The 22,805-nt window shown below is 58.5% G+C and carries 22 protein-coding genes; 9 read left to right on the forward strand and 13 right to left on the reverse strand.

The features are described from left to right. The first annotated feature begins 200 nt into the window (after positions 1-200). Positions 201-2,306: a hypothetical protein gene (locus IH944_01225; protein MCH7903169.1), complete on the forward strand. Its 2,106-nt coding sequence runs from the start codon at positions 201-203 to the stop codon at positions 2,304-2,306. A gap of 77 nt (positions 2,307-2,383) precedes the next feature. On the opposite strand, the gene IH944_01230 is transcribed toward IH944_01225, so the two are convergent. The 3 genes from IH944_01230 to IH944_01240 all read right to left on the reverse strand — a co-directional run bounded on the left by IH944_01230 (position 2,384) and on the right by IH944_01240 (position 4,577). Then, on the reverse strand, positions 2,384-2,815 hold the full coding sequence (locus IH944_01230; GenBank protein ID MCH7903170.1) for a hypothetical protein: 432 nt from the start codon (positions 2,813-2,815) through the stop codon (positions 2,384-2,386). Between the two features lie 474 nt (positions 2,816-3,289). Continuing rightward, on the reverse strand, positions 3,290-3,928 hold the full coding sequence (locus tag IH944_01235) for a hypothetical protein (GenBank protein MCH7903171.1): 639 nt from the start codon (positions 3,926-3,928) through the stop codon (positions 3,290-3,292). A 52-nt stretch (positions 3,929-3,980) separates the two neighbouring features. Then, the gene (locus IH944_01240) at positions 3,981-4,577 is read right to left on the reverse strand and encodes a hypothetical protein (GenBank protein MCH7903172.1); all 597 of its coding nucleotides are present in this window, start codon (positions 4,575-4,577) and stop codon (positions 3,981-3,983) included. An 88-nt stretch (positions 4,578-4,665) separates the two neighbouring features. Here IH944_01240 and IH944_01245 point away from each other — a divergent pair, with 88 nt between their 5' ends. The 3 genes from IH944_01245 to IH944_01255 all read left to right on the forward strand — a co-directional run bounded on the left by IH944_01245 (position 4,666) and on the right by IH944_01255 (position 6,005). Then, positions 4,666-4,923, forward strand: coding sequence for a hypothetical protein (locus tag IH944_01245; GenBank protein ID MCH7903173.1), 258 nt, complete (start codon positions 4,666-4,668; stop codon positions 4,921-4,923). Further along, positions 4,920-5,285: a hypothetical protein gene (locus tag IH944_01250; GenBank protein MCH7903174.1), complete on the forward strand. Its 366-nt coding sequence runs from the start codon at positions 4,920-4,922 to the stop codon at positions 5,283-5,285. The genes IH944_01245 and IH944_01250 overlap by 4 nt, the downstream gene beginning before the upstream one ends. 393 nt (positions 5,286-5,678) lie before the next feature. Then, positions 5,679-6,005, forward strand: coding sequence for a hypothetical protein (locus IH944_01255; GenBank protein MCH7903175.1), 327 nt, complete (start codon positions 5,679-5,681; stop codon positions 6,003-6,005). 335 nt (positions 6,006-6,340) lie between these two features. On the opposite strand, the gene IH944_01260 is transcribed toward IH944_01255, so the two are convergent. From IH944_01260 to IH944_01270, 3 genes are all read right to left on the reverse strand, one after another. After that, the gene (locus IH944_01260; GenBank protein MCH7903176.1) at positions 6,341-7,147 is read right to left on the reverse strand and encodes a PEP-CTERM sorting domain-containing protein; all 807 of its coding nucleotides are present in this window, start codon (positions 7,145-7,147) and stop codon (positions 6,341-6,343) included. A 434-nt stretch (positions 7,148-7,581) separates the two neighbouring features. Further along, the gene (locus IH944_01265) at positions 7,582-8,427 is read right to left on the reverse strand and encodes a PEP-CTERM sorting domain-containing protein (GenBank protein MCH7903177.1); all 846 of its coding nucleotides are present in this window, start codon (positions 8,425-8,427) and stop codon (positions 7,582-7,584) included. A 229-nt stretch (positions 8,428-8,656) separates the two neighbouring features. Beyond that, positions 8,657-9,085: a cupin domain-containing protein gene (locus IH944_01270; protein ID MCH7903178.1), complete on the reverse strand. Its 429-nt coding sequence runs from the start codon at positions 9,083-9,085 to the stop codon at positions 8,657-8,659. Between the two features lie 264 nt (positions 9,086-9,349). Between IH944_01270 and IH944_01275 the strand changes: the two genes are divergently transcribed. Beyond that, entirely contained in the window at positions 9,350-9,784 is a 435-nt protein-coding gene (locus IH944_01275) for a hypothetical protein (protein ID MCH7903179.1), read from the forward strand. Between the two features lie 27 nt (positions 9,785-9,811). Here the strand turns inward: IH944_01275 and IH944_01280 are convergent, their stop codons facing one another. The 4 genes from IH944_01280 to IH944_01295 all read right to left on the reverse strand — a co-directional run bounded on the left by IH944_01280 (position 9,812) and on the right by IH944_01295 (position 13,623). Then, positions 9,812-10,198, reverse strand: a complete 387-nt coding sequence (locus IH944_01280) for a response regulator (protein ID MCH7903180.1) — start codon at positions 10,196-10,198, stop codon at positions 9,812-9,814. Positions 10,199-10,229: 31 nt separating this feature from the next. Next, positions 10,230-10,655 (reverse strand): MerR family transcriptional regulator, encoded by a 426-nt coding sequence (locus IH944_01285; GenBank protein ID MCH7903181.1) that lies wholly within the window; start codon positions 10,653-10,655, stop codon positions 10,230-10,232. A gap of 161 nt (positions 10,656-10,816) precedes the next feature. Continuing rightward, entirely contained in the window at positions 10,817-12,490 is a 1,674-nt protein-coding gene (locus tag IH944_01290) for a site-2 protease family protein (GenBank protein ID MCH7903182.1), read from the reverse strand. An 8-nt stretch (positions 12,491-12,498) separates the two neighbouring features. Then, a complete protein-coding gene (locus IH944_01295) occupies positions 12,499-13,623 on the reverse strand; it encodes a 1-deoxy-D-xylulose-5-phosphate reductoisomerase (protein ID MCH7903183.1) in 1,125 nt (374 codons plus the stop codon). A 66-nt stretch (positions 13,624-13,689) separates the two neighbouring features. Here IH944_01295 and lysA point away from each other — a divergent pair, with 66 nt between their 5' ends. From lysA to IH944_01315, 4 genes are all read left to right on the forward strand, one after another. After that, positions 13,690-15,003, forward strand: coding sequence for a diaminopimelate decarboxylase (gene lysA / locus IH944_01300; protein ID MCH7903184.1), 1,314 nt, complete (start codon positions 13,690-13,692; stop codon positions 15,001-15,003). Further along, on the forward strand, positions 15,000-15,695 hold the full coding sequence (locus IH944_01305; GenBank protein ID MCH7903185.1) for a site-2 protease family protein: 696 nt from the start codon (positions 15,000-15,002) through the stop codon (positions 15,693-15,695). Before lysA ends, IH944_01305 begins: the two co-directional genes overlap by 4 nt. Beyond that, entirely contained in the window at positions 15,692-16,711 is a 1,020-nt protein-coding gene (trpS, locus tag IH944_01310; GenBank protein MCH7903186.1) for a tryptophan--tRNA ligase, read from the forward strand. Before IH944_01305 ends, trpS begins: the two co-directional genes overlap by 4 nt. 74 nt (positions 16,712-16,785) lie before the next feature. After that, on the forward strand, positions 16,786-17,613 hold the full coding sequence (locus tag IH944_01315; GenBank protein MCH7903187.1) for an HAD family hydrolase: 828 nt from the start codon (positions 16,786-16,788) through the stop codon (positions 17,611-17,613). Here the strand turns inward: IH944_01315 and IH944_01320 are convergent. The 3 genes from IH944_01320 to carB (IH944_01330) form a co-directional block, all read right to left on the reverse strand. After that, the gene (locus IH944_01320) at positions 17,610-18,107 is read right to left on the reverse strand and encodes a bifunctional nuclease family protein (protein MCH7903188.1); all 498 of its coding nucleotides are present in this window, start codon (positions 18,105-18,107) and stop codon (positions 17,610-17,612) included. The two genes, IH944_01315 and IH944_01320, sit on opposite strands and share 4 nt — an antisense overlap. Positions 18,108-18,141: 34 nt before the next feature. Beyond that, entirely contained in the window at positions 18,142-19,800 is a 1,659-nt protein-coding gene (gene carB, locus IH944_01325) for a carbamoyl-phosphate synthase large subunit (GenBank protein ID MCH7903189.1), read from the reverse strand. Between the two features lie 223 nt (positions 19,801-20,023). Then, positions 20,024-22,714, reverse strand: coding sequence for a carbamoyl-phosphate synthase large subunit (carB, locus tag IH944_01330; GenBank protein MCH7903190.1), 2,691 nt, complete (start codon positions 22,712-22,714; stop codon positions 20,024-20,026). Positions 22,715-22,805: the final 91 nt, after the last annotated feature.

Raw genomic sequence — 22,805 nt, forward strand, 5'->3', positions numbered from 1 at the left:
TTCTCGCTCACGGTCTTGAACCTAAATCCGCTCTCGTAGCCGGTTTTCTCGCCCAGTGGCCCCTGCTCTCACCCGCTGTTCTGCATCGCAGTTGTTGACTAATCGATCCCACGCGTTCATTCGTCTAGCCACCTATTTCGTGATCTGATTAAATCGTCGGCTGTCTTCCGGACTCCCGGTACAATGAATTCGAGGCACTAGTGGAGAACCAGATTCCAGCAAGGTTGCTTGACGTTCCGACAGAAGAAGATAGCCTTGCTCGCCACCGGGCAGCGCTGGCTGTGGCCAATACACTCTGTCAGCGGAGCACGGAGTGCGCGAATGTTGTCGCTGTTACGGGTGGCTGGGGCTCGGGCAAAAGCTCCTTTGTCCGAGCTGTCAGGTCAAACATCCAGCCTGGCGTGGCAGAGTTTTACGAATTCGATCCATGGATGATGGGCAGCGAAGAAGCCCTGATGGCCTCGTTCTTCCAGATCCTCTATACCTTTCTCCCAAGAGCAAATAAAAAGCGAAGTGAGAAGGCCAGAGCCCGCAAATTCGGAGAGTTCGTAACGGCGCTTGGCGGAGCAGGCGGCATGCTAGGAATCGGACTCGCCGTAGGCGGGAAGGCATTGGAGCTAGCAGGAAACTCTCCACTAAGCGACGAGCGAGACAGTCTCAAGAAGGAGTTTGCCAACCTGGATTCCGTCAAGGTCGTCGTTATAGACGACATCGACAGGCTTGACGGATCTGAGATCCGAACACTGTTCAGAATCATCAAAGCGATCGCTGATTTACCAAATGTCAGTTACCTTCTACTGTTTGACAGATCTCATGTATCACTTGCACTTGGTGCCAACGAAGAGGAAGAAGACGTCAACAGCCGCGGTGAGCAGTACTTGGACAAAATCGTTAGCGTGATGTTCGACCTGCCGCAATTCGACGCTGGCCAGCGTAAAAGAACTTTGATGGATTTAGCCAACGAGTTCCTTGGGGAACTTGAGGTTGAAGACGCAGAGGCACAGAGCAGGACTGCACTAGTTTTCGAAAACTTACTGCTGCCAGCATTTGACACCGTGCGGCAGATGAAAAAGTACGTTCGGACAGTCGCTGCGTTGTTGCCAACTGTTAACCAGGAGGGCTACCTGGGAGTCGATCCAGCGGACTTCCTGACGGTGGAATACATACGCCAACGTGAGCCTGATCTGTACAGCGCACTCGTGCAAGAGGTCATGCCTCAAGCTGGCGGAACTCTTGCATTGTTCAGCCCCGATAGCGATCTCGGCAAGAAGATAGAGAAGCGGCGGATTGAGTCTCTTCCGGAGTCTGGGGCAAGAAGAGATTTGGCCGAAGAGGCGCTTGAGTGCCTTGGCAGAGAGGTAACGAGCGCAGGTATGCACTTCACTATTGAGAACTCAGCGGCAGGCTTCGCCGAGCGCCGGTTCGCCTGTGGTTACTGCACGATGGCGTATTTCGGCTTCGATTCGGAGAAGGCGACTATGCCTGAGTCGCTGTGGTCAGATCTCAAGTCGCGTCTGGCCAGCGGCGGCTCGCTCGACTTTTTGTTTGAGGAATTCGAAGTCGACGAGAGACGTCGGGAACTAACGCGGGCACTGGGGGACCGCATCCCACAGCACTTGGATGTCGATGAATCTAAGCTGTTGTTTCGCCGTCTAATGGAATGGGCAAATGACAGGCCGAAAGAGCGAGAGTCGTTCCTGGGCGGTCCTATGGCTTGGCCAATCGTAATTGATCTGTTAGGAACTGCATGTTTGAAGAACTTGACGCGTACTGAGGCGACCTCGTATGTTGCCGGGCTCGTCGACGCCGGTGAATTCATGGTTCCCTTGGCCCGTTTCGTTTCGTCGGAACTCATGCGGAGGAAGGAGGTTGCAGGAGGTGGAGACTGGTCGCACGGACAGAACTTTGACCGCGCTGTCGCAGAACTTCAAATTCGTCTCAAGGCGATGGTTGAGGATGATTCCATCTATGATCTGGCAAGCCCATACGACGCCATTGTCGCATGGAATCGGTTAACCCCTGACACCCTGCTTGCCGAGTGGAAGCAAGAACTATTTAGGGCTCCAGCGAAGCTTGCTTTGTATGTTAACAAGTTTCTCGGATCGCTGAAGGATGATAGCGATGGCGCTTGGCATGTTTCTGAGGACGATCCGCTGACACAAGCAATCCGTAACATTGACATCTCCTTGCTCGACGAAAACGGTGTCTGGGCGAGGGACAAGCACCTTTCTTCTGCTAAGCGCTCCGGTACGTCCGGCGAAGACGATTCCGAGCCGCCGACGCAAGATCAACTCGGTGGTCGATAATTGACTCTGCGGCCTTGGCTACACTATAAGCACGAAGGCCTACGGTTTGACCAACATGACTTTCGGTTGTGCAAGGGTCAAGCCTCGATCACATTCCGTATCCGCCGGCGTGTGAAGTAGCGGAACTCGTCTGTCTCCCTCATATTCTTTCCTTGTGCGTTGCACCAGGGAACGTCGCCGTAGGTCTCCTTGAAGCTGAGCAAGAACGCTCGCTCGAGCTTGTGCCAAGTCTTGACGCTCTTCCGTGGCGTGCACGTCACGATCCGTGCAGAGAACGACCGCACTCCGTGAATCCCAAAGATCTTCTCGGCTCTCTTCGCCACGCTGATTGCGATCCGAAGCATTCCCCTTGAAGTCGTGCCGATATAAGCGATCCTAGATCTCCCTCCGGCGTACCTGAGCCTCCTGTCGGCGACGAGGATGTAAACGAGCTTGGTCTTGCCGACGCCCACTGTCGTTGCGCGCAGCGCTTCGTTCCTCTTTAGGCTCACGGTCAGTCTTCGCGGCATGGACTGATTCTGCCCCATCTGAAGCTTAGATTGGCCTGAGCCGACAACTGCACTTAGGGGGATGAAGTGGTCGTCGTTTTAATTCGGAAAGGACTTCTTTTCCTCGCACCCTCTCCTCATTCCTCTCCCAAGGGAGAGGAGGCATGGTCTTCACACCTTCCCCCTCATTCCCTCGACAAGCTCAGGACAGGCTCTCTCCCAAGGGAGAGGAGGCATGGTCTTCACACCCTCTCCTCAGTTCCTTCGACAAGCTCAGGACAGGCTCTCTCCCGAGGGAGAGGAGGCATGGTCTTCACGCCTTCCCCCTCATTCCCTCGATCCTTCGACCAGCTCAGGACAGGCCAAGCTCAGGACAGGCTCTCTCCCAAGGGAGAGGAGACTTGGTCTTCGCACCCTCACCGTAATCGTCTCCATCATGCGGGAGGAGACGAGCGACGGACAGACGGATTATTCGACCGATTTGTCCGCGAACGGTCATCGATGGTTCGTAGACTCTTCGAGGTACGGATCGTCGAATAGGAAACCCGTCTCGCTGGCGATGATGTGGCCGAGCGTTCTCAGGCTGTGTATCCCCAGCGATCGGCATACCGTATGGCTCTTCCCGCCGTGTACGATGACCAGTTCGTCACGCACCTTGCTCGTCAGCCCGTCCGGTTCGACAGCCCTCAGGGCCAGGTAGCCAGACTCGAACAAAACGACTCGCGTTTTCCCGATGGCGTACTTCCGCACCTCGAGGTAGCCGCGGCGGAGAGTCCACCACCGGATATGGCGTTCGGCGAGATAGGCGACCGTCACTGGCGGCAGGCCGACAAGGAGTCCCCGCAACCACGCGGGCTCTAAATAGTCCGGCAGAAACACTCCGGCTACAGCCAGGACGCCTAAAAGCAACACAGGTTTCCAATCCGCAGTCGGATTCTGACGCACGTGAACCGCTCCGTCCTTCTTCGCCTTTGCAATCAGGTCCATCCCGATCTTGAACTTCTTGCCAACCTTCAGATGCGGACCGAATCTGATCTGCTGTCCGGGTCCAGGCGGCAACAGCCCTGCCGAACAGTAGTAGCACTGCTCGCCCTCACCCCGTTGCTCCCTTCCGCAAGACGGGCACGAAATCATCAGCTCACTCCGCTTGGCACGCTGACATTGTACTTACTCGCGCGGCTCGGTGCTAAAGATAACCGTTCGCCACCGTCTCGCCATCAATGAGCGACGGCCAGAGGACGACGCTGCCTTTCAGAATACGAACACGCCAGTCGAATTCGATTCCGAATCCTTTATTCGAGAGCTTGAACGCTTCAACACCCATACGCGCTATTCGTATTGACACGTCTGTCAAGAACTCCGTTCTAACGACCTCCCACACCTTTCCTACCTTCTCAATCTTCATCGCGACTTCCCCCGTCTCTTGATGTTTGGTCGCGTGCTCCGACCCATCAATGTTGAACCACTCCCATGACCCCGTATCCTCGTGGATCAGACGCCGCGCCGTAAAACCAAAGCCCGACGACTCCGCTCGAACCTCGGAGGCTCCTCCGGAAGTACCAAAGGAGAATTGATCGCTGAGTTCGATCATCTTGGAGTGTTGAACGCGATGACCCCGAGCCAACTTTGGAAGGCAAGGAACTTTCAGAACATCTAAGAAGTTCCCGCACACTGTGATCTCGACGTCGGCGAGCACGACGTCCTTCTCGCCCTCGTCGATCACCTCGTGCGTCTTGTCCGTCGCGACCCACGCCAAGTGCCCAATCTTTCGTTCTGTCTCCACTACACCGCCTCCAAGCACGGGTACGGAAGAGATTGGGAAAGGGTTTCGATGAGCGTCGCGCGCTACGTATCGTGGCTTATACTAAGCCATGACGGTCAAGGAGCGGGAGCGGGCGCAGTGGCTTGCGGTTGCCTCCGTGTTGGGCGTCGTCGCCGTGCTGATGCACTTCGGTGAGAACTACATGTACATCGATCCTTTCCTTCGTCAAGCTCAGGACAGGCTGACCTATCGGTATGCGAACGCGCCAGTCGAACTGGACCGGAATCCATTCATCGAGAAGGGACACCGAAACGCCGTAAATCGCGCCGAATATCGGCGAGACTTAGCAGGTAGTATTCGACCATGAGGAGATACAAAATCATATGCGCCTGCCTTCCCTTGCTGGCGGTGCTTGCCATGATAGGCGCCTGCAACAAGTCCAGTGAGTTAGCGACAGGAGAGGAGACCGATTACGTCGGCAATTGGAGCGGAACTGTAAACGGGGTGGAAAAAGTCGTCGACATCTACGCCGACGGTACGGCTCAGTACGAGGGCGAGACGCTGACATGGGAACGTGACGGTTTCGACCAGATAAAACTGACCTATCGCGATGGCCGCGAAGCGCACATGACCCCATTTGGCGCCGGCACTGACTTTGCACATTTCGAGGATAGCGACGGAGAGACCTTTCCACTCGCGAAGTGGCAGGACATGGATGACTGGCCCTAACCAACTGCTCTGAGCGCCGAGCGTAGAGCAGCGAACGGGCTGCGCCAGTCGTCACAACATAAGTAGCACGAACGCACCGAGATCGCCGGATTCGACCGTGGAGGTGCGGCGCGACGGCCGCGAGTCCACGGCGAGGCGAATGAGTTCGGAGGGGACTGTGTCTCTCCACACCCTCTCCTTAATCCTCTCCCAAGGAAAGAGGGAGAGGAGACCCCTGACGACTGCCCCCTCACCTTAGTCCTTTGTTCACTGCGGACTCTCCACAGGTGACTCCCTAGGAGAACAGTCTCGGGGGGAGAGGAGACCTGGCGACTGCCCCCTGACCTACAAACTGTGTGCGCTCAAGTCCCGCAAATCGCACTTTTTCGTCCAGATCGGTGTAACCTTATGGGGATGATTAGGTTTTCATGGCTTGCGCTAATCGCGCTGCTAATCTCGTTCGTGGCGTTCGGATGCGCCGCAGCCGATGATAATGAGTACGGCGCTGACGACAGCAACGTCACCAACGACGTTGACAACGGCGATTCGAACGGTGACGACGAGTCTGACGGCTCTGAGGGCGACGATACGTCTTCCATCGACGTCGACATGACGCTGGCGAGCAACGCCTACACGAATGACGATGGCGTCGCACTCTGCCCGGTGCGGGACAATCCGATCGAGGACGTCAGCACGGCCTCCTCACAAGAGTACGAAGACAAGACGTACTACTTCTGCTGAGGCGCTTGTCCGCCTGAATTCGCCGCTGACCCGGCGAAGTACGCAGTGGACTAGTTAGTCCGCATTAACAAAGACCGACGGGCAGAGCGCAGGCTCTGCCCGTTCTCATTGCTGCTCGGCCAAGTTGGAGCGGCTCGTTTCTTCTTCTGTCTGTGCGAGAAGGACGGCGCCGTATCGTCAGCCGCGTCATTCCTATGCCGTCCACGTTCATCGCGCAGACATCCCAGCTGCCGTCGCGTTCGGGCTAGTACGCAAGATCGTTTGAAACACATAAAAATGCCCCCTCCGCCATTAGCAGAGGGGACATGAGAGCAGATGGATATAACTTGTGAGGCTTACTTTCTCCGTCGGCGTGCGGCCAGGGCCGCCAGCGCCCCGCCTAGTATCAGCAAGGTCGCAGGCTCTGGAATCGGCACGTTTGCCGATATTCCTTCGTTTATCGTGACCTGCTGCCCTACAGGGATCGAAAGGTTCCACTGAAATGCGCCTGTGAAGTCCGGACCTCCGTACGGCATGCCCGTATTGTCCAGATTGGTGATGCCCGCGTCATCCAGCATATTCGTCAAACCAGGCCAATCAACAACCTGGAAAGCATTCGCGCCATCGCCGAAGAAATCTATGAAGTCGCCCGATGCCACGTCTGTGATGGTCATGATGTCACCAGCCATGGTCCCGCTGTCGCCGGCAAACGATCCGCCTACGTCAAAGTCCGCAAAGTTGAAAATGCTTATCGAAAGCGTCCCAGTAGACGTGTTCGTGATCAGCATCTCCTGCCTTACCGTTGCCTCGCCTGGCGAGGCGCCGTCGTTCAATTGGACCCTCAAGCCAGCGTCGAATATGGGGATATCACCGCGCGGATCGCTGATGGCGAATGCCCAACCCATGTTTGCTACGTTCGCTACATAGGATTGGGAATCGGCCGGGAATGGGAATCTGTTCTCCTGGGTATCGGTGCCGATTGCGGAGTTGACCCGGTACCACCACCAATTCAAGAATAGGTGATCTGTGCCACTGTCAGGCTGGAAGTCAGTCGATCCTCCGGCGTTGTACTCCCATCTTGCGTTTCCGTCATTGATTACGCCCTGAGGCCACGCGGCGACCGTAAGCGCAAAAGCGCAAAACAGCACAATAATCTTCTTCATATTTTAAGCTCCTCACATATCAAGCAGTATCTGAAGGCATCAGCCCGCAGAATCAATTGAAAGTCTATCACAAGATGCTGAAAACAGTTGCATGAGCCAGTGTACGGACGCAAATCCTAGCATTAGTACCAGGTAATTGGTAAAAACTACCGTTTCCGATATGAACCTGCAGACGGAAGCCGTGGGAGCACGGCGCCACGGTTACGGGACCAAAAAAAAAATGGATGTCACGCATACATCGACCATGCCGAAGGACCACTGCGTTCACGTTCCGCTGGCTTGGCGAGCCCACACAGGTTCGAGCTTGAACTGCTCCCCTTGGCAAAGAGTGGAGCGCATCATCGCATCCGAACGCTCGACTCGGCACAAACGAAAGTTCCTGGCCGGCTATGTACGGCCAGGAACTCCAGATTCGCAGTCTAGGCGAGGGTCGTTTACTTCTTTCGACGACGTCGCGCGGCGAGAGCAGCAAGGCCAATACCAAGCGCAATCATCGACACGGGCTCGGGAACGATCGACGCATTGTCGAAGGCGAGCGCGTTTCCGGGAACGCCGCCTCCCCCGAAGAAGCGGTGATGATCCGGGTTCGCGCCCGGGCGCAGCCAGCGGTCCGCCGGATTGTGCGTGACCACGGTGCCGGTGGTCAAGTCGGTTAGCCTCATCTCGAGCACCTGATTCGTGTTGAGGCTGAAGTCCGTCGCCCAGCGGTACCAGTGGTTGACCGCCAGGTTCTGGAAGTTCACATCCGGGACCTGCTCGAGGATCTGGGTGCCTCCCCCGTCAAACCAGACCATGTCGGCGTTCCAGCCGGAAGCCGTGGCCGGATCGACCCAGCGCGCCAGGTTGATGATCGAGAACACGCCCGGTACGCCTTCGTTGAGCGAGAAGCTGCCGATGTTCTGAGCAGTGGGCAGCTGGCCGGTGAACGTAATCGCGATGTCAAACGCGGCGGTCCACACACCTAAGGCGCCAAATCCGCTCAGCCGCTGGGCGCGCGCGAACGTGCCACCAGCCGGACCGATGCCCGCGATGAACTGCGTTCCGCCATTCGGGTTCTGCGGCAGTCCGAGGGTGTTTCCAGCGTAAGTGTAAACGTTGAAGTCCGCGTCGTTCGGCGGACCATTCGGCAGGAAGTAGCCATCTTGGCCAGTCAAGACCGTGCCACCGGCCGAACCCGCCAGGCTGTCAAAGTCGGACTGATACTGTGCGAACGCCATCGGCGCGACAAACATGCACAGCACGGCAATCGAAATTCGCATTCCCCTGTTAGTGATCTTCATTAGTAAGCTCCTCAAAAAAATAACATTGGCTTAACAGGTGCTTTTACCTGCACTGCTTCCATAATATCACTTTCAAACGTGCCCTGGCGCGCACCGTTGAATAAACCTGTCAATAATACTGGGCAGGGCGCGGACGATCCGCTGACGTGGAACTGCACTTTAGCAAGGCGTTCTAGCTTGTTTCGCACGGTAGGCGCAGCGAACGCCCGAAGCAGTCGCGGGAGTATCGCTAGCCGTCGCGGTGGTACGGCACGATGTTCTCCCACTCCGCCGCGTCGGACCTGGCGACGACGGCCATCACCGGCTCGGTGTCGCTCATGTTGAAGACCTCGTGCGGGACGTCCGGCTCGATGTAGATAAAGTCGCCGGCTCTGTTCTCCACGATCTGCTTCAAGCCCGGCCCGTACTCGTGACGGACCTCGCCCTGCAAGATGTAGAGCATCAGCTCGAACCCGACGTGTACGTGCGCCTTGGCGACGCCGCCTGGCGGGATGGTAGCAACGTTCATCGAAAGCTTGGCGGAGCCGACGTTCTTGGCCGACATGCCGACCTTGTAGCGAATGCCGTTCCAACCGCGCAGGTCGCCACTGCCGCGGATGACGCTGATCCCGTCGCGACCCTCAACGTACCTGTTCAGATCGATCTGTTCGTCGGACATAGTGCTCCACGGAGTGTACTCGCTGGTACAGAGGGAGTCCCGAGTCTTGAGTCCCGAGTCCCGAGAACAAACCCGAACTCCCGAACCCCCCGAAACCAAACATAAAGAGAACGTCTCAGGCACGGGAAAGTGCGGCCAGGCTCGCGCGCTACAAAAGGGGGCAACTGACGAGAGATTCAAGGAACCGCATGTGGTAGATTTGTGTTACGGCGTTTGACGTCAGCGCAGCCCCGCGAGCTGGCCAACGTCGATGAGGATATGGAAATGACATTTCGAATTAAATCAGCGGTGGCAGTCGCCGCGTTTCTTAGCCTGATGCTTCTGGGTGCTTGTGGTCCGACCGAGGAAGCGACCAACGACGATGGCGAGACGACTCCTGTCGCGAGCAACGGCGGTGGCGATGGCGGTGGCGGAGAGGTCGATCTTTCTACCGTCGATGTGAAGGCCGCTGTCCACAGCCAGATGATGACGGCTGAGGAAGCAGGCATGTACGATTGCTGCCTAGTGATGCCGTGTACATTCTGCATGGTATTGATGGGCAGCTGTCCGTGCGAGGAGAACGCTAAATCCGACGGCAAAGTTTGCCGCGAGTGCAAAGGAGGCTGGGATGCTGGCGGCGGAGGAATCGACGGCATGACGACTGACGACATCAACGTTATGCCGCCCATGATGGGGGACATGGACATGGACGGTATGTAGAAGCCAGATTCAGCTCTGACTCGGTGATCAGCGCGGAAGGTCTTTTAGGATTGCGCGAACAACATCGATGAGCTTGCCGATATCGATGGGCTTGGTAATGTGCTGCTGAGCCCCAGCGGCAAGAAACTCTTCGATGACGGCTTGTCGCACATCGGCGCTCACCATGACGACCGGAGTCCCCGCCGTCGCCGGGTCAGATCTAAAGTGTTTCAACAGCGTCGTCCCTTCGACGTTCGGGAGATTGACGTCCAGAAGGATGATGTCCGGGCGGAGTTCGACTGCGAGAAGCATCGCTTCCTCCGCAGTCAGGGCGGTCACCACGTTCCAACCTGGAACGTCTTGAATCACCCGCTGCACGAGCAGAACATTCGATTCTGTGTCGTCAACTAGCAGGATCGTCGCTGAATCTTCCACGGATATGCTCGGTACCTCCTAAAACGTGGAATCATCGATCCCTTGGTCTCCTGCGCACAACGGCTCGGTCGCCGATGATGATCTTTCCAGGATCGCTTTCAGCCTTCGCCTTCTTCGCGCTCGACCACGTCTTCAACCGTTCTTCCAGCACGCTTTCGATCTCAACAAGCCGCATTATCTCCTTCTTGATCGTCGCAAGACGATCTTCGGCCATTCTTGAGATCGTCCGGCCTTCGTCCGGCTGGCCAATTGCTTCAAGAATCTGATGAATCTCTTGAAGCGTGAAGCCGAGGCTCTTGGCGGCCACGACGACCTCGACTCGGTCCAGGTCGGCATCAGCATATTCCCGATACCCCCCAGCTGTTCGCTGGGAGGCCGAGAGAAGTCCGCGCTTCTCGTAGTACCGCAACGTGGAAACGCTCACTCCTGTGCGCACCGCCAACTCTCCTATCCTCATCGTTATACTGCTGATCGCACAATATACACTCTTTACTATAGGTGAGAGTCAAGCGGAAAGGGCCACAGGGCCGAAGGTCGCGGGCTTTGTGGCGGTTGGAATGCGAAAGTCAGCCCAGCAGCATTCTCTCGCTGCGCCGTTCCCTACTCGTCTGAGCCTTTCTATTCCGGGCTACCGTCGTCGGGAGGAATCGGCTGATCCGACTCTTGTTGAGCGCTGGGCTGCTCCTGCTCGCTGCTTCTCTCCTTCGCTTTTCTGTTGATATCGACCGTAATCGCCGTCAAGAATAAAACTACTATGAAAGCGACCCCGACTTGCGAGAGGACGTTCTGCACTGAGATGCTGAGTCGCCGCCCCCTCCGCAACATTTCTACGAACGCGATGATCATCTGCCCCCCATCCATCGGTGGGAACGGCAGCAAGTTCATGATCCCCAGCGAGATGCTGAGCAAGGCCATGAGACTGATGATCGGATAGAGGCCTCGTTCGACGGCGCTGCCGGTGAACTCTGCGATCGTGGCGGGGCCGGCCAAACCGTCAGACGCGCTCTTCGGGCTCACGACCATCTTCGCAAGTCCTGCCACCATGAGAACCGGGTACTGGACGGCTTCGCGCAGCGCCGACGACGACGAGAGCCGGACGTACTTAGTGCCGTAATATACGCCGAGCGTGGCGCGAATCTCCTTCTCCTCAGACTGTGTGAGGTCAGGATTCCAGCCCGGAAGCGGTTCGCCGGTAATCTCTGGAGTAAGCGCGATCGTGTCTGTAACGCCGTCTCGCTCGAACGTCAGTATGAGTGGAACCCCGACGCGCTCGCCGTCTTCGAGCCGCCAACTGTCCTTGACGCCGCGAGTCAGATCGTAAAACGTCTCGACGATTCTGCCGTTGACCGAGATGACCCTGTCGCCGCTCTCAAGTCCCGCAAGATCAGCCGGGGAGTCTTCTTTGACGCTCGCAATCACTGGCTCGTTCACCGGCCTGTTTTCGCCGACGATCGTAAACAGGCCAACCATCAGAGCGATTCCGAAAACGACGCTAAAAAGCGGTCCGGCAAACAGCACGACCCACCGTTTGAGTGGGCTCTTGCTGTAAAAGCCGTTGGGAACGTCCACCTCGCTCCCGTCTGGCTTTGCGTGCATGCCCTTGATCGCCGCAAACCCGCCGAGAGGCACGACGAGCAGTGAGAACTCCGTTCCAGATCGCGACGTCCGGTGCAATAGCGGCCTGTAGCGAACGGAGACGGTCTCCTTCCCCTCGTCGCCCTCGATCTCGATAGAACCGTAGCCCTGCTTGTCCTCCTCTCCGCTTGCGCCAGTGGGCCGGTAATAGACGAGAATCATCGCGACGATGGATGCAGCGATGAGGATGCCGACAGTCGATTCGAGCGCGATCCCCTGCCCGCGCGACCCAATCATCAGCACCGCTAGACCGATACCACACGCAATGAACAAGGTCTTGATCCCGCTGAAACGTGGCAGATGGTACAGCGCCTCGAGCCGAAGAACGATCCAGATCGGAAGCGCGATGCCGACTAGCGCGAGACCTGCTTGATGCGCCGTAGCGTTCTCATTGAAGGCGCCAAGAAACGCTAAGAGGAACGCCGCCGTTCCGAATACAAACAGCATCCATCGCGGTGCCATCGGCGCGCGCAGATACGGGCTGAGATCTGTCTTCCGAACTCCGCCGACCATGACCGCGAACGCGTTGACGTGCATGCCGTACATCCTGGCGAAAAGGTAGTGGCCCAGTTCGTGCGCCGCTACGATGATCGTCAGCATCAACATGCCGACGGCGACTTTGCCGGCAAGGGTCAAGATTGAAATCAACGCTTCCATATCTGTTGTCAGTTAGCTCCCATCAAGCTGTGCGCCGTCTCGCGGGCCCACCGATCGGTCTCCAGAATGTTCTCCAGCTCCGGCTCACCCGGGGCGTGTTTGACCATCACCTCTTCTACGACGGTCGCGATCTGCAGGAAGGCACATTGGCCCTGTAAAAAGCCGTTTGCCGCGACCTCGTTCGCCGCGTTCATGGCGCACGGCATGGTCCCTCCGCGCTCAGACGCCTGCCGCGCCAGCCTCAGGCAGCGAAACGTGTCCTCGTCCGGCGGCTCAAACTCTAGGCTGGGCGTATCCAGGGGGCTCCACCGCTTCATCTCATTGGGGGCTCTCTCGGGGTAGAGCAGCGCGTACTGGATCGCCAGCCTCATATCGGGCCAGCCGAGCTGCGCCAGCACGCTGCCGTCCGTAAACTCCACGAACGAGTGGACGACGCTCTGCGGATGGATGACTACTTTCACCTGATCTAGGGTTACGTCGAACAGCCATTTCGCCTCGATGATCTCAAGCCCCTTGTTCATGAGCGTGGCTGAATCAACGGTGATCTTGCCGCCCATGCGCCACGTCGGGTGGTTGAGCGCCTGCTCTGTGGTGACGGCCCGCAGCTCCTCGGTCGTTCTGCCGCGGAACGGTCCGCCGCTGCCGGTGATGATGAGGCTCTGGATCTGGTTGTTCGTGTACCCCTGCATGCACTGGAACAGAGCGCTGTGCTCGCTGTCGATCGGCCTCAGGCTGACTTTGTGCTCCTTGGCCAGCGGCATGATGATCTCACCTGCTGCGACCAGAATCTCCTTGCTTGCGAGGGCGATCTGCTTGCCTGCCTGGATCGCGGCGATCGTCGGCATGAGGCCGATCACACCTGCCACCGCGACCACGACGAGGTCGACGTCGTCGGCCGCCGCTATGGCCGTCACGGCGTCCATCCCACCTGGAATCCCTGCTGCCTTCGCAGCGCTCTCGTCGCTCAGGGCGATCCGCTCAGCGCCGAATTCCGCTGCCTGCTCCCGAATTCGGTCTGCGTTGCGATACGCCGCCAGTCCGACAACCTTGAGCCGGTCGGGGTGCTGACGCACGATGTCGAGCGTTTGGACCCCGATGGAGCCGGTTGAGCCGAGGACTGCGACGCGCTGCACTCGCAGCAGTTTATCCGACCTGGCCAGGCCCTGCTGAGGCCGTGAGGCTATGTCATAATTTTGCCGATGCCGACCGACGCTTCGGTAGAGTCTCGGCTCATCCTGTCCGATGAGCTAGCCCGCTCGCTTGTCAAGGGGTACGGCACCCCGCTCTACGTTCTCGACGAGGCGCATCTTCGAGGGAGGGTCAAGCGGTATCTGAGCGCCTTCGCCGCAGCGTGCGACAGGAGCGAGCTGACCTATGCGAGCAAGGCGAACAGCACCTTCGCCGTGCTGGCAATCGTTGCGTCCGAGGGTTGCATGATCGACGTAGCAAGCGAGGGGGAGCTGCGCGCGGCGATCGCGGCCGGTGTGCCAGCGAGCAAGTGCCACTTCCATGGCAACGCGAAGACAGCGGATGAGATCGCGTTCGCGATCGGGGCTGGCATCAACCAGATCGTCATGGACAACTTTGATGAGATACGGACGATCGCCGCTGCTGGTAACAGCAGCCCGGATTTGGTTCTACGTTTGGCACCAGGGGTTGATCCGAAGACGCACGAGAAGATCGCGACCGGACAGGCCGACACCAAGTTCGGCTTCAACGTTGCAGACGGCTCTGCAGAGAGCGCGCTCTTGCTGTGCTTGAAACTGCGTCTTCCGGTCATCGGTTTTCACTGTCATGTGGGTTCGCAACTGCTCGATCCGACCGCGCAGATCAACGGAGGACAGATCGTTGCGGAGTTTGCGAGCCAGATGAGGTCTGTGCACGGATTCGAAACCACAGTCCTGAACGTCGGCGGCGGGATTGGCATCCGATATTGCGAAGAGGATGAGCCGGAAGAAGTCGAGCGGTACTGCGCCGATCTCGTCAACGGCGTGCGATCTGGGCTGGCCGACTCCGGACTCGATCCGGTGCTCGTGCAAGAGCCCGGCCGGTGGCTCGTAGGAGAATCTGGGGTTACGCTGTACCGCGTTATGAACGTCAAGACCGTGCCGATCGAAGGCGGCTCACGGATCTATGTGAGCGTTGACGGAGGCCTCAGCGACAACCCGCGACCCGCCATGTACGGCAGCTCGTATCCGGTTCGGTTGATCGCCGCAGACGGTCGCAAGGGAGCAGATCCGATCAAGGTGCGCGTTTCTGGCAAGCACTGCGAGACCGATACCCTGTTCGACAACGTCTCTTTACCGGGCGACACGCTGTGCGGCGACATCCTGCAGGTCTTGTGCACCGGCGCCTACAACAGTTCTATGGCAAGCAACTACAACCGATACCCGCGCCCCGCGACCGCTCTCGTCCGGACGGACGGCAGTCACTGCCTCGTCCAAGAGCGAGAGAGTTGGGACGGCATGTTCGCACGGGAAATCGTACCCGAGGGATTGGGGAACGGACGATGACCCTACCTCCGATCGACTTCCTCATCGCCTTCGGTATCGTGATCTTCACGGCTATCGGATTCCACGAGTACGCCCACTGCAAAGTCGCTGACATGGCGGGCGACCCGACCCCCCGGCTCCATGGCCGTGTCACGCTCAATCTGACCAAGCACTTCGAGCCAATGGGGACCATGATGATCATCTTCACGCTGCTGAGCGGCTTCGGCATCGGCTGGGGCCGTCCTGCTCCGTTCAACCCGAGGCTGATGCGGAACCCGCGCTGGGACCTCCTTGCCTCGGTTGTCGCCGGCCCCGCGAGCAACATCCTGCAGGCGGCGATATGGGCGAGCATGCTGAGGATGGCAATGATCTTCTCACCTGAAATCCTGTCGACGCCGGGCGCGGACCTGTCGTTCATCGGCCTGCTGCTCTACTACGGTGTTCTCATAAACCTAGTGCTCGCGATATTCAACCTCATCCCGCTTGGACCTCTCGACGGGCACTGGATCATCGGACAGCTCTTGCCCGACAAGCCGCGCCTGTACTGGTACCGCTTCCATCGTAAGGTAGGCATGTTCGGCTTGATCGCGCTCATCATCGGTTCACAGCTCATTCGAAACCAAACGGACATCAACCCGTTATGGGACGTGCTAACTCCGCCAGTGAACTTCATGTTCTCGTTCTTCACCGGGCTACCGGGAGACGTCTTATGAGCGCGGAGCGGAAACGGATTTTGAGCGGTATGCGGGCGACCAACCCGAAGCTGCACCTCGGCAACTACGAGGGCGCGCTGCGAAACTGGGTCACGCTGCAAGACGAAGGGTGCGAGATGTACTGCATGGTCGCGGACTACCACGCGCTGACGACGATGAGCGCAGAGCCGCAGGACTTGGCGCACAACTCCCGTGAGGTCGCAAAGGACTTCATCGCAGGCGGCATCGATCCGGAGAAGTCCGCGATCTTCGTGCAGTCACAGGTCCATCAGCACGCCGAGCTGCAGTTGATCTTCAGCATGGTCACCGGGCTTGGAAAGCTCGAGCGGGTGCCGACGTTCAAGGAGAAAAAGGAAGACCTGGCCGCAGGGGTTTCGGTGTCGTTTGGGCTGCTCGGATACCCGGTGCTGCAAGCGTCCGACATCCTGCTGTACAAGCCGTACGGCGTCCCCGTCGGAAAAGACCAGGCGGCGCACCTTGAGCTGACGCGCGAGATCGGCAGGTCATTCAACTCGACTTTCGGAACAGATGTGTTCGACGAGATCGAGTATCTCATCGACGACGACGAGCTGCGAAGCAAGCTCCCCGGCCTCGACGCCGACGACGCAGGCAAGCTGCGAAAGATGTCGAAGAGCTACGACAACTGCATTTACATCAACGAGAGCCCCGACGAAACAGCGAAGAAGATCAAGTCCGCGTTCACGACGCCGACCAAGATCAAGCTGACCGATCCTGGCGTCCCCGAGGGGTGCGCGGTATGTCAGTACCTCCGCCTGTACTCCCCCGACTGGGAGAAGCAGTGGAGCGAGGACGTGGACGGGCTCCGAGGCTGTTCGCAGAACAAGAAGGAGCTGACGGAGTGCATCAACGAGTTCCTGCGGCCGATGCGGGAGCGGCGCGCCCAGATCGACGACGCCACGATCGACGGAATCCTGAGCAAGGGCGCTGAAAAGGCCAGCGAACGGGCCGAGATCACGATGCAGGAGGTTCGAGAGGCCATGAGACTCACTCGATGAATCGTTTTTGCCTGGAACCTAGTCAAAGGACAGAGCCCCTATATGGAATGTGAGAGATAGGACGGTGTTGACAGATGAGCCTCGATAAGAGCTTCTCGGCTCCAAAGGTTGAATCTAGCGTGACGGCAAAACCGATCTTTGCCGACGTAAAGGCCGTCTTCTTCGATCTGGACGACACGCTGTGCGCCTACTGGGAAGCCGCTAAGCGCGGGTTGCGGGCTACATTCGACTGCTATCCGATCGCCGGGCACACGACCGACGAGATGATCGAGCACTGGGGCGAAGTTTTCAGGACGTTCGCGCCAGCGATCAAAAATTCGCATTGGTACGAGAAGTACCTACAGTCCGGTGAAATAACGCGCGTCGAGCTGATGCGGCTGCTCCTGGAGCGGGTCGGGAACTTCGACACCGACCTGGCAGATCGACTCAGCGACACGTACTACGTCGAGCGGCACGCTGCGCTCGAGCTGTTCCCCGAGGCTGAGGAGGTACTCGACCAACTGCACAAGTCATTCACGGTCGGCATAATCACGAACGGCCCAGCGGACATACAGCGGCAAGAGATCGAGACGCTTAGGATCAAGAAGTACTTTGACCACATCCTCGTCGAGGGGGAAATGGGAATAGGAAAGCCGTCGCCGGAGGTGATGGCGCGTGCAGAAGAGCTGTGCGGCTATTCCGGTGAAGCCGTTCTATTCGTCGGCAACAGCTACAAGCACGATATCGTGCCAGCGATGAAAGCGGGCTGGCGCCAGGCGTGGGTTCGGCGACCGAGCGACGTCCCGCCAACGTCCAACGCGAGCAGCCCAGTGCCGATGCCTGAGAATGCGCAAGAACCCGATCTCACGATCACAGATTTACGGGAGCTGTTGCCGGCGCTCGGTATCGCGGAGCAACTCTAGGACTGGAGAATGCCCTCGACGACGAAAATCTTCGCTCCGAAGCGAACCGCTAGCGCCAGGGCGTCCGAAGGTCGGCCATCGATCTCCATCTCCTCCTTGGTCTTCAGCAGCAACAGATATATCTTTGCGTAGTACGTCGTGCCCCAGATGTCGTCGATGACTATGCGGTCAACGCGCGCACCGAGCTTTTCGATCATATTTTGAAAAAGATCATGCGTCATCGGCCGCTCGGCTTGGATCTTGTCGAGCGCCATGCTGATCGCGATCGCCTCAAAGTGCCCGATCACGATAGGCAGACGGCGTTCGCCATCAGTCAGCAGTACGAACCGCTGAATCTGCTCTTCCGTCTGCGCTGCATATACCGCCTCCACCTCGACCTCCACCAGCCGTTTGCTCGATGGATCGCCGAGCTCTGGCGCCTCGCCCTCTCCGTAAGGGAAGAACGCGGGCGGCTTATCGAGGTCCTCAGGCTCGTCGGCATGCTCGTCCGGCATAAGAATAAGATACCACGACTCTCGGCAGTTCGGATTACGTGAGGTACTCCGCCACGGTCTTGCACGACGCCAGCGAGGGGTCTTCGAACACTTTCAGGGCATTTGCGAGGGCCTTTGCGGTGTCGATGCTGGTAACGCACGCGACACCGGTCTCGATGCACGCTCGACGGATGCGACTGGCATCGCTGCCCGCCTTCTGGCCGTGCGCCGGGGTGTTGATCATCAGGCTCACTTCACCTTCGGCGATCATGTCTAGCAGGTTCGGAGAGCCGTCCTTGATCTTCTTCAATAGCAGCGAGGGAATGCCTGCGGCCCTCATGGCGTCGCCGGTGCCGAACGTCGCTGCGAGCTGATACCCTCTCCTGTGCAGCATCGCGCCGATTTCAACTGCGTCGTGCTTATCCTCGTTTCGCACGGTTATGATCACCTTGCCCTTCGGCTTGAAGTCGATGCCGCTGGCGACGAGCGCCTTGTAGAGCGCGGCCTCGTACGTGTAATCGATCCCCAGCACCTCGCCGGTGGACTTCATTTCTGGGCCGAGGCTCGGGTCGACCATCGCTAGCTTTTGAAAGCTGAACACGGGCGCCTTGACGGCGAAGATCGTGGGCTCGGGGATAGTCGGCGTCCCGGTCTTGAAACGCCTTTCAGGAATGATCGCGCCGGGCACCGCGCCCTTCATGCACGGCTTTGCGCCCTTGTGGTCGGCTCGCAGCGTCCATAGACCACTGCTGAAACCGATCTCCTCCAGCGTCTCACCCATCATGCAGCGCGTCGCTAGCTGCACGATCGGGATGCCAGTGACCTTGCTGAGATACGGGACCGTCCGGCTGGCGCGCGGGTTGACCTCGATGACGTAGGCGACCTCATCGACGACCACGAACTGAATGTTCATGATGCCCTTGATACCGATCCTTTTGGCGATGTCGCAGGCGGAGTTGACGATCTGTCGCTGCACGGAATCGGTAAGGCTAACGGGCGGGTAAACCGCGAGCGAATCGCCGCTGTGAATTCCAGACCGATCGACGTGCTGCATGATGCCAGGCAAGAGCGTGTGCCGGCCATCGCTGATGACGTCGACCTCTGCCTCCACGCCGAGGAAGTACTTGTCGACCAGCACTGGCTGTCCGGGGTTGGCCTCCTCCGCCTCGCGATAGAAGTTGAGCAGGTGCGCGTCGTCGTAGATGATGTCCATCGCACGCCCACCGAGCACGAAGCTGGGGCGGATGAGCACCGGGTAACCGATCTCTCTTGCGACTTCGACCGCTTCATCCAGGCTTCGGACAGCGCGGCCCGGCGGCTTCGGAATCTCTAGGTTCGAGAGCAGCTTTTCGAATTGGTCGCGGTCTTCCGCCAAAGCGATCGCGTCAGGCTGAGTGCCCAGAATCTTGACACCGGCATCGAGCAGTCCTTGGGCGATGTTGATCGCGGTCTGCCCGCCGAACTGCACGACGACGCCCATCGGATTCTCGTGAGCGATCACGTCGAGCACGTCTTCGAGGGTCACGGGCTCGAAGTACAGGCCGTCGCTCGTGTCGAAGTCTGTGCTGACCGTCTCCGGGTTGTTATTGATGATGATCGCTCGGTAGCCGAGCGATTCGAGCGTCCAAACGCAGTGCACGCACGAGTAGTCGAACTCGATGCCTTGTCCGATGCGGATCGGGCCGGAGCCAAGGACGAGGACGGTGGGCTTCATGCGGCTGATCTATTATGCGCGATCTCCATCCACGGCCTAATCGCTTTAGTGATTACGTCTGGACTTGATCAGAGGACAAAAAACCCCCACCTGCTAGGGCGGGGGTTGTGAGTGTCTATGGGGATCGACGTTGAGCCACGTTAGTGGCGGCTCAATCGTTCGGGCACAGCCGAAGCTGCAACCGTTTATCGTAAGGCCCGACGCTCCCGATAGTTCCAAATGTTCAGGGGGTTTTTGGCGCGACGGCGTCGTCCTCGGTCTCGAACGTGCCGTAAAAGTAAGGGGTGGCCGACTCGAACTCGCCCGCGCACGTATCGACCATCTTGAACACTGGCTCGATCTTCTGCTTTTCTATTTGGACGAGTGCCTCTTTGGCAAACCTCAGATAATCGCTGCACTCTGCAGAGGCAAGTGGCTCAGGCAGCCATCCTTGGACTCCGCAGCTTTCGGCCTCGTCACTGAGACGCTGAACAGCGCGATAGGTGGGATTCTGGAGCACTATATGGTCGATAAAGAGCTCGACACCCGTTCTCCTCCTGTATTTCGGCTTGCACATCTCGATGGAAGGTATGTACTCGCACATACTGATCAACCGTTCAAGGAGCGGAACATCGTGCTCCATGAGATCTGGGATCGGGCAGTCCCCTGCCTCTTCTAAAGCCGCGATATCTGGCTGTGTCACACACAGAAGACTCTTGATGGAAGGCGACGGGTAACCGATCCGGAACGCCTCACTAATGAGCTGCCCCACGTCCTCGCTCTCGCCCATCGTGACACGCGACATCACGAGCCGACCCTCGATCAGCAGCAGCTCCCAGATCTTCTCAAGAAACCACTCATCCACGCGGCTCAGTTCGTATACTTTCGCGATTCCCCAACCGCGCCGGAGCCCCTCTGCGATCGCCCACAACCGCTCGTCGGTCGGCTCTTTGATAGCACGCTCTAAGTCAGCGTCGCTAAACCCTGTAGCACGGGCATCCTGCCCGTGAGTAGCATGGGCATCCTGCCCATGAGTGGTACGCGCATCGTGCGGAATCGCCCAGACCCACTCCCATGTCTTGAGCCCCGACCTTTCAGGATTCGACAAGACGTATTCGAGCTGAAATGAGTAGTCCTCTTCATCTCGAATCAAATGGTCGTAATACTCGGGCTGCCAAAAACGACCAGTGCGCCCTTCGTTCTTATTGATCTGTTTCGCTGTGAAGGACTTCCAAGAGTGAAGGATATCCTCCAGCTTGTGGAGGCTCAAAGGCTCCAATATCGCGTGAACATGATTCGGCATGACGCAATATGCGTGGAGCTTGTACCGTTCGCCGTCGAAGTGGCGCAAGGCCTCGGCAACGACGGATGCGTTTGAGTCCTGCTTTAGCAGGCAGGAACCCCTGCCAGCATCCAGGAGCCTCTCGACGTTGTCGGAGTACAGCCGCTTGAGTTCTAGAGCGGCAGCCCTCGGCAAGCGCACTCCTTCCGGCCTCTCCTTCATCAGACGGTCTCTCTGCTCTTTCCATGCATCCCAGACTTCCTGTGGCAAGGCATCGTCGAGCCGAAACGAAACCACGTAGATCGCTCCTGCCGACCTCCAGTGAGGCAAGTAGGCACCACGGCGCTTTTCAATCTTGCCCGAACTCTCGACGCCGACCTCGGGCAAGATGCCCGAGCCACTCATGGGCGGGACGCCCATGCTACTGATGCCGTGGAAGCGAGGATGTCGCAAGTCTTTCTGTTTCACCTCCAGTCCGCGGATCGCTTTCATAAACGCGGACTCGAACGTGCGGTCGATCGCCATGACCTCGCCGGTCGCCTTCATCTGGCTGGAGAGCCTTCGGTCGCCCGATGGGAACTTGTCGAACGGCCAGCGCGGGATCTTGACGACGCAGTAGTCGAGAGCCGGCTCGAAGCACGCGGTTGTTGTCTTCGTGACCGTGTTCTGGATTTGGTCGAGCGTTTTGCCGACGGCGATCTTCGCCGCGACGCGAGCGATCGGGTAGCCCGTCGCCTTCGAGGCCAAAGCTGACGAGCGGGAGACGCGCGGATTCACCTCGATGACGTAGTAGTCGAAGCTGTCTGGGTTCACGGCCAGTTGGACGTTGCAGCCGCCTTCGATCTTCAGCGCATTGATGATCTTGAGCGACGCTGCCCGTAGCATGTGGTACTCGATGTCGCTGAGCGTCTGACTCGGCGCGATCACGATCGAGTCGCCGGTGTGCACGCCCATCGGGTCGAAGTTCTCCATGTTGCAGACGGTGATGCAGTTGCCGACCGCGTCGCGCATGACCTCGTACTCGATCTCCTTCCACCCGAGCAGCGACCGCTCGACCATCAGTTGGCCGCGCATCGAGAGCTTGAGCCCTTTTCTGCCGATCTCGCGCAGTTCCTCTTCGCTGTAGGCGATTCCCCCGCCCGTTCCGCCGAGGGTGTACGCCGGTCGGACGATGCAGGGGTACGGCACCTTGCCGAGGATCGCCTCCAGTTCGTCCTCGCTCTCGACGATCCAGCTCTCCGGCACCGGCTCCTGTATCTCTTGCATCAGGTCGCGGAACAGCTCCCGATCTTCCGCCTTCTTGATCGAGGCGAGAGGCGTGCCAAGCAGCTTGACGCCGTATTTGTCCAGGATTCCTTGGTCGGCAAGCTGTGTTGCGAGGTTGAGCCCGGTCTGCCCGCCCATCGTCGGCAGCAACCCCTCCGGCCGCTCCTTGGCGATCACGCGCTCGCAGAAATCGACGGTGAGCGGCTCGATGTAGACGGCGTAGGCCATCTCCGCATCCGTCATGATCGTCGCCGGATTGGAGTTGATGAGAACGACCTCGCACCCCTCTTCTCGAAGGCTCTTGCAAGCCTGAGTTCCGGCGTAATCGAACTCGGCGGCCTGCCCGATGATGATCGGCCCACTGCCGATGACGAGGATTTTTTTCATTGCGCGGGGAGCGGTCGCGCCCTAAAGATTGATTATGCCAGACAGGTGGCAGTTTTCAGCGGGCAGTCGGCAGTTTGGCGCGCAGGCAGGG

This window comes from Armatimonadota bacterium (genome assembly GCA_022563855.1).
In the GTDB taxonomy this organism is placed as follows: Bacteria; Armatimonadota; Fimbriimonadia; order Fimbriimonadales; family Fimbriimonadaceae; genus JADFMN01.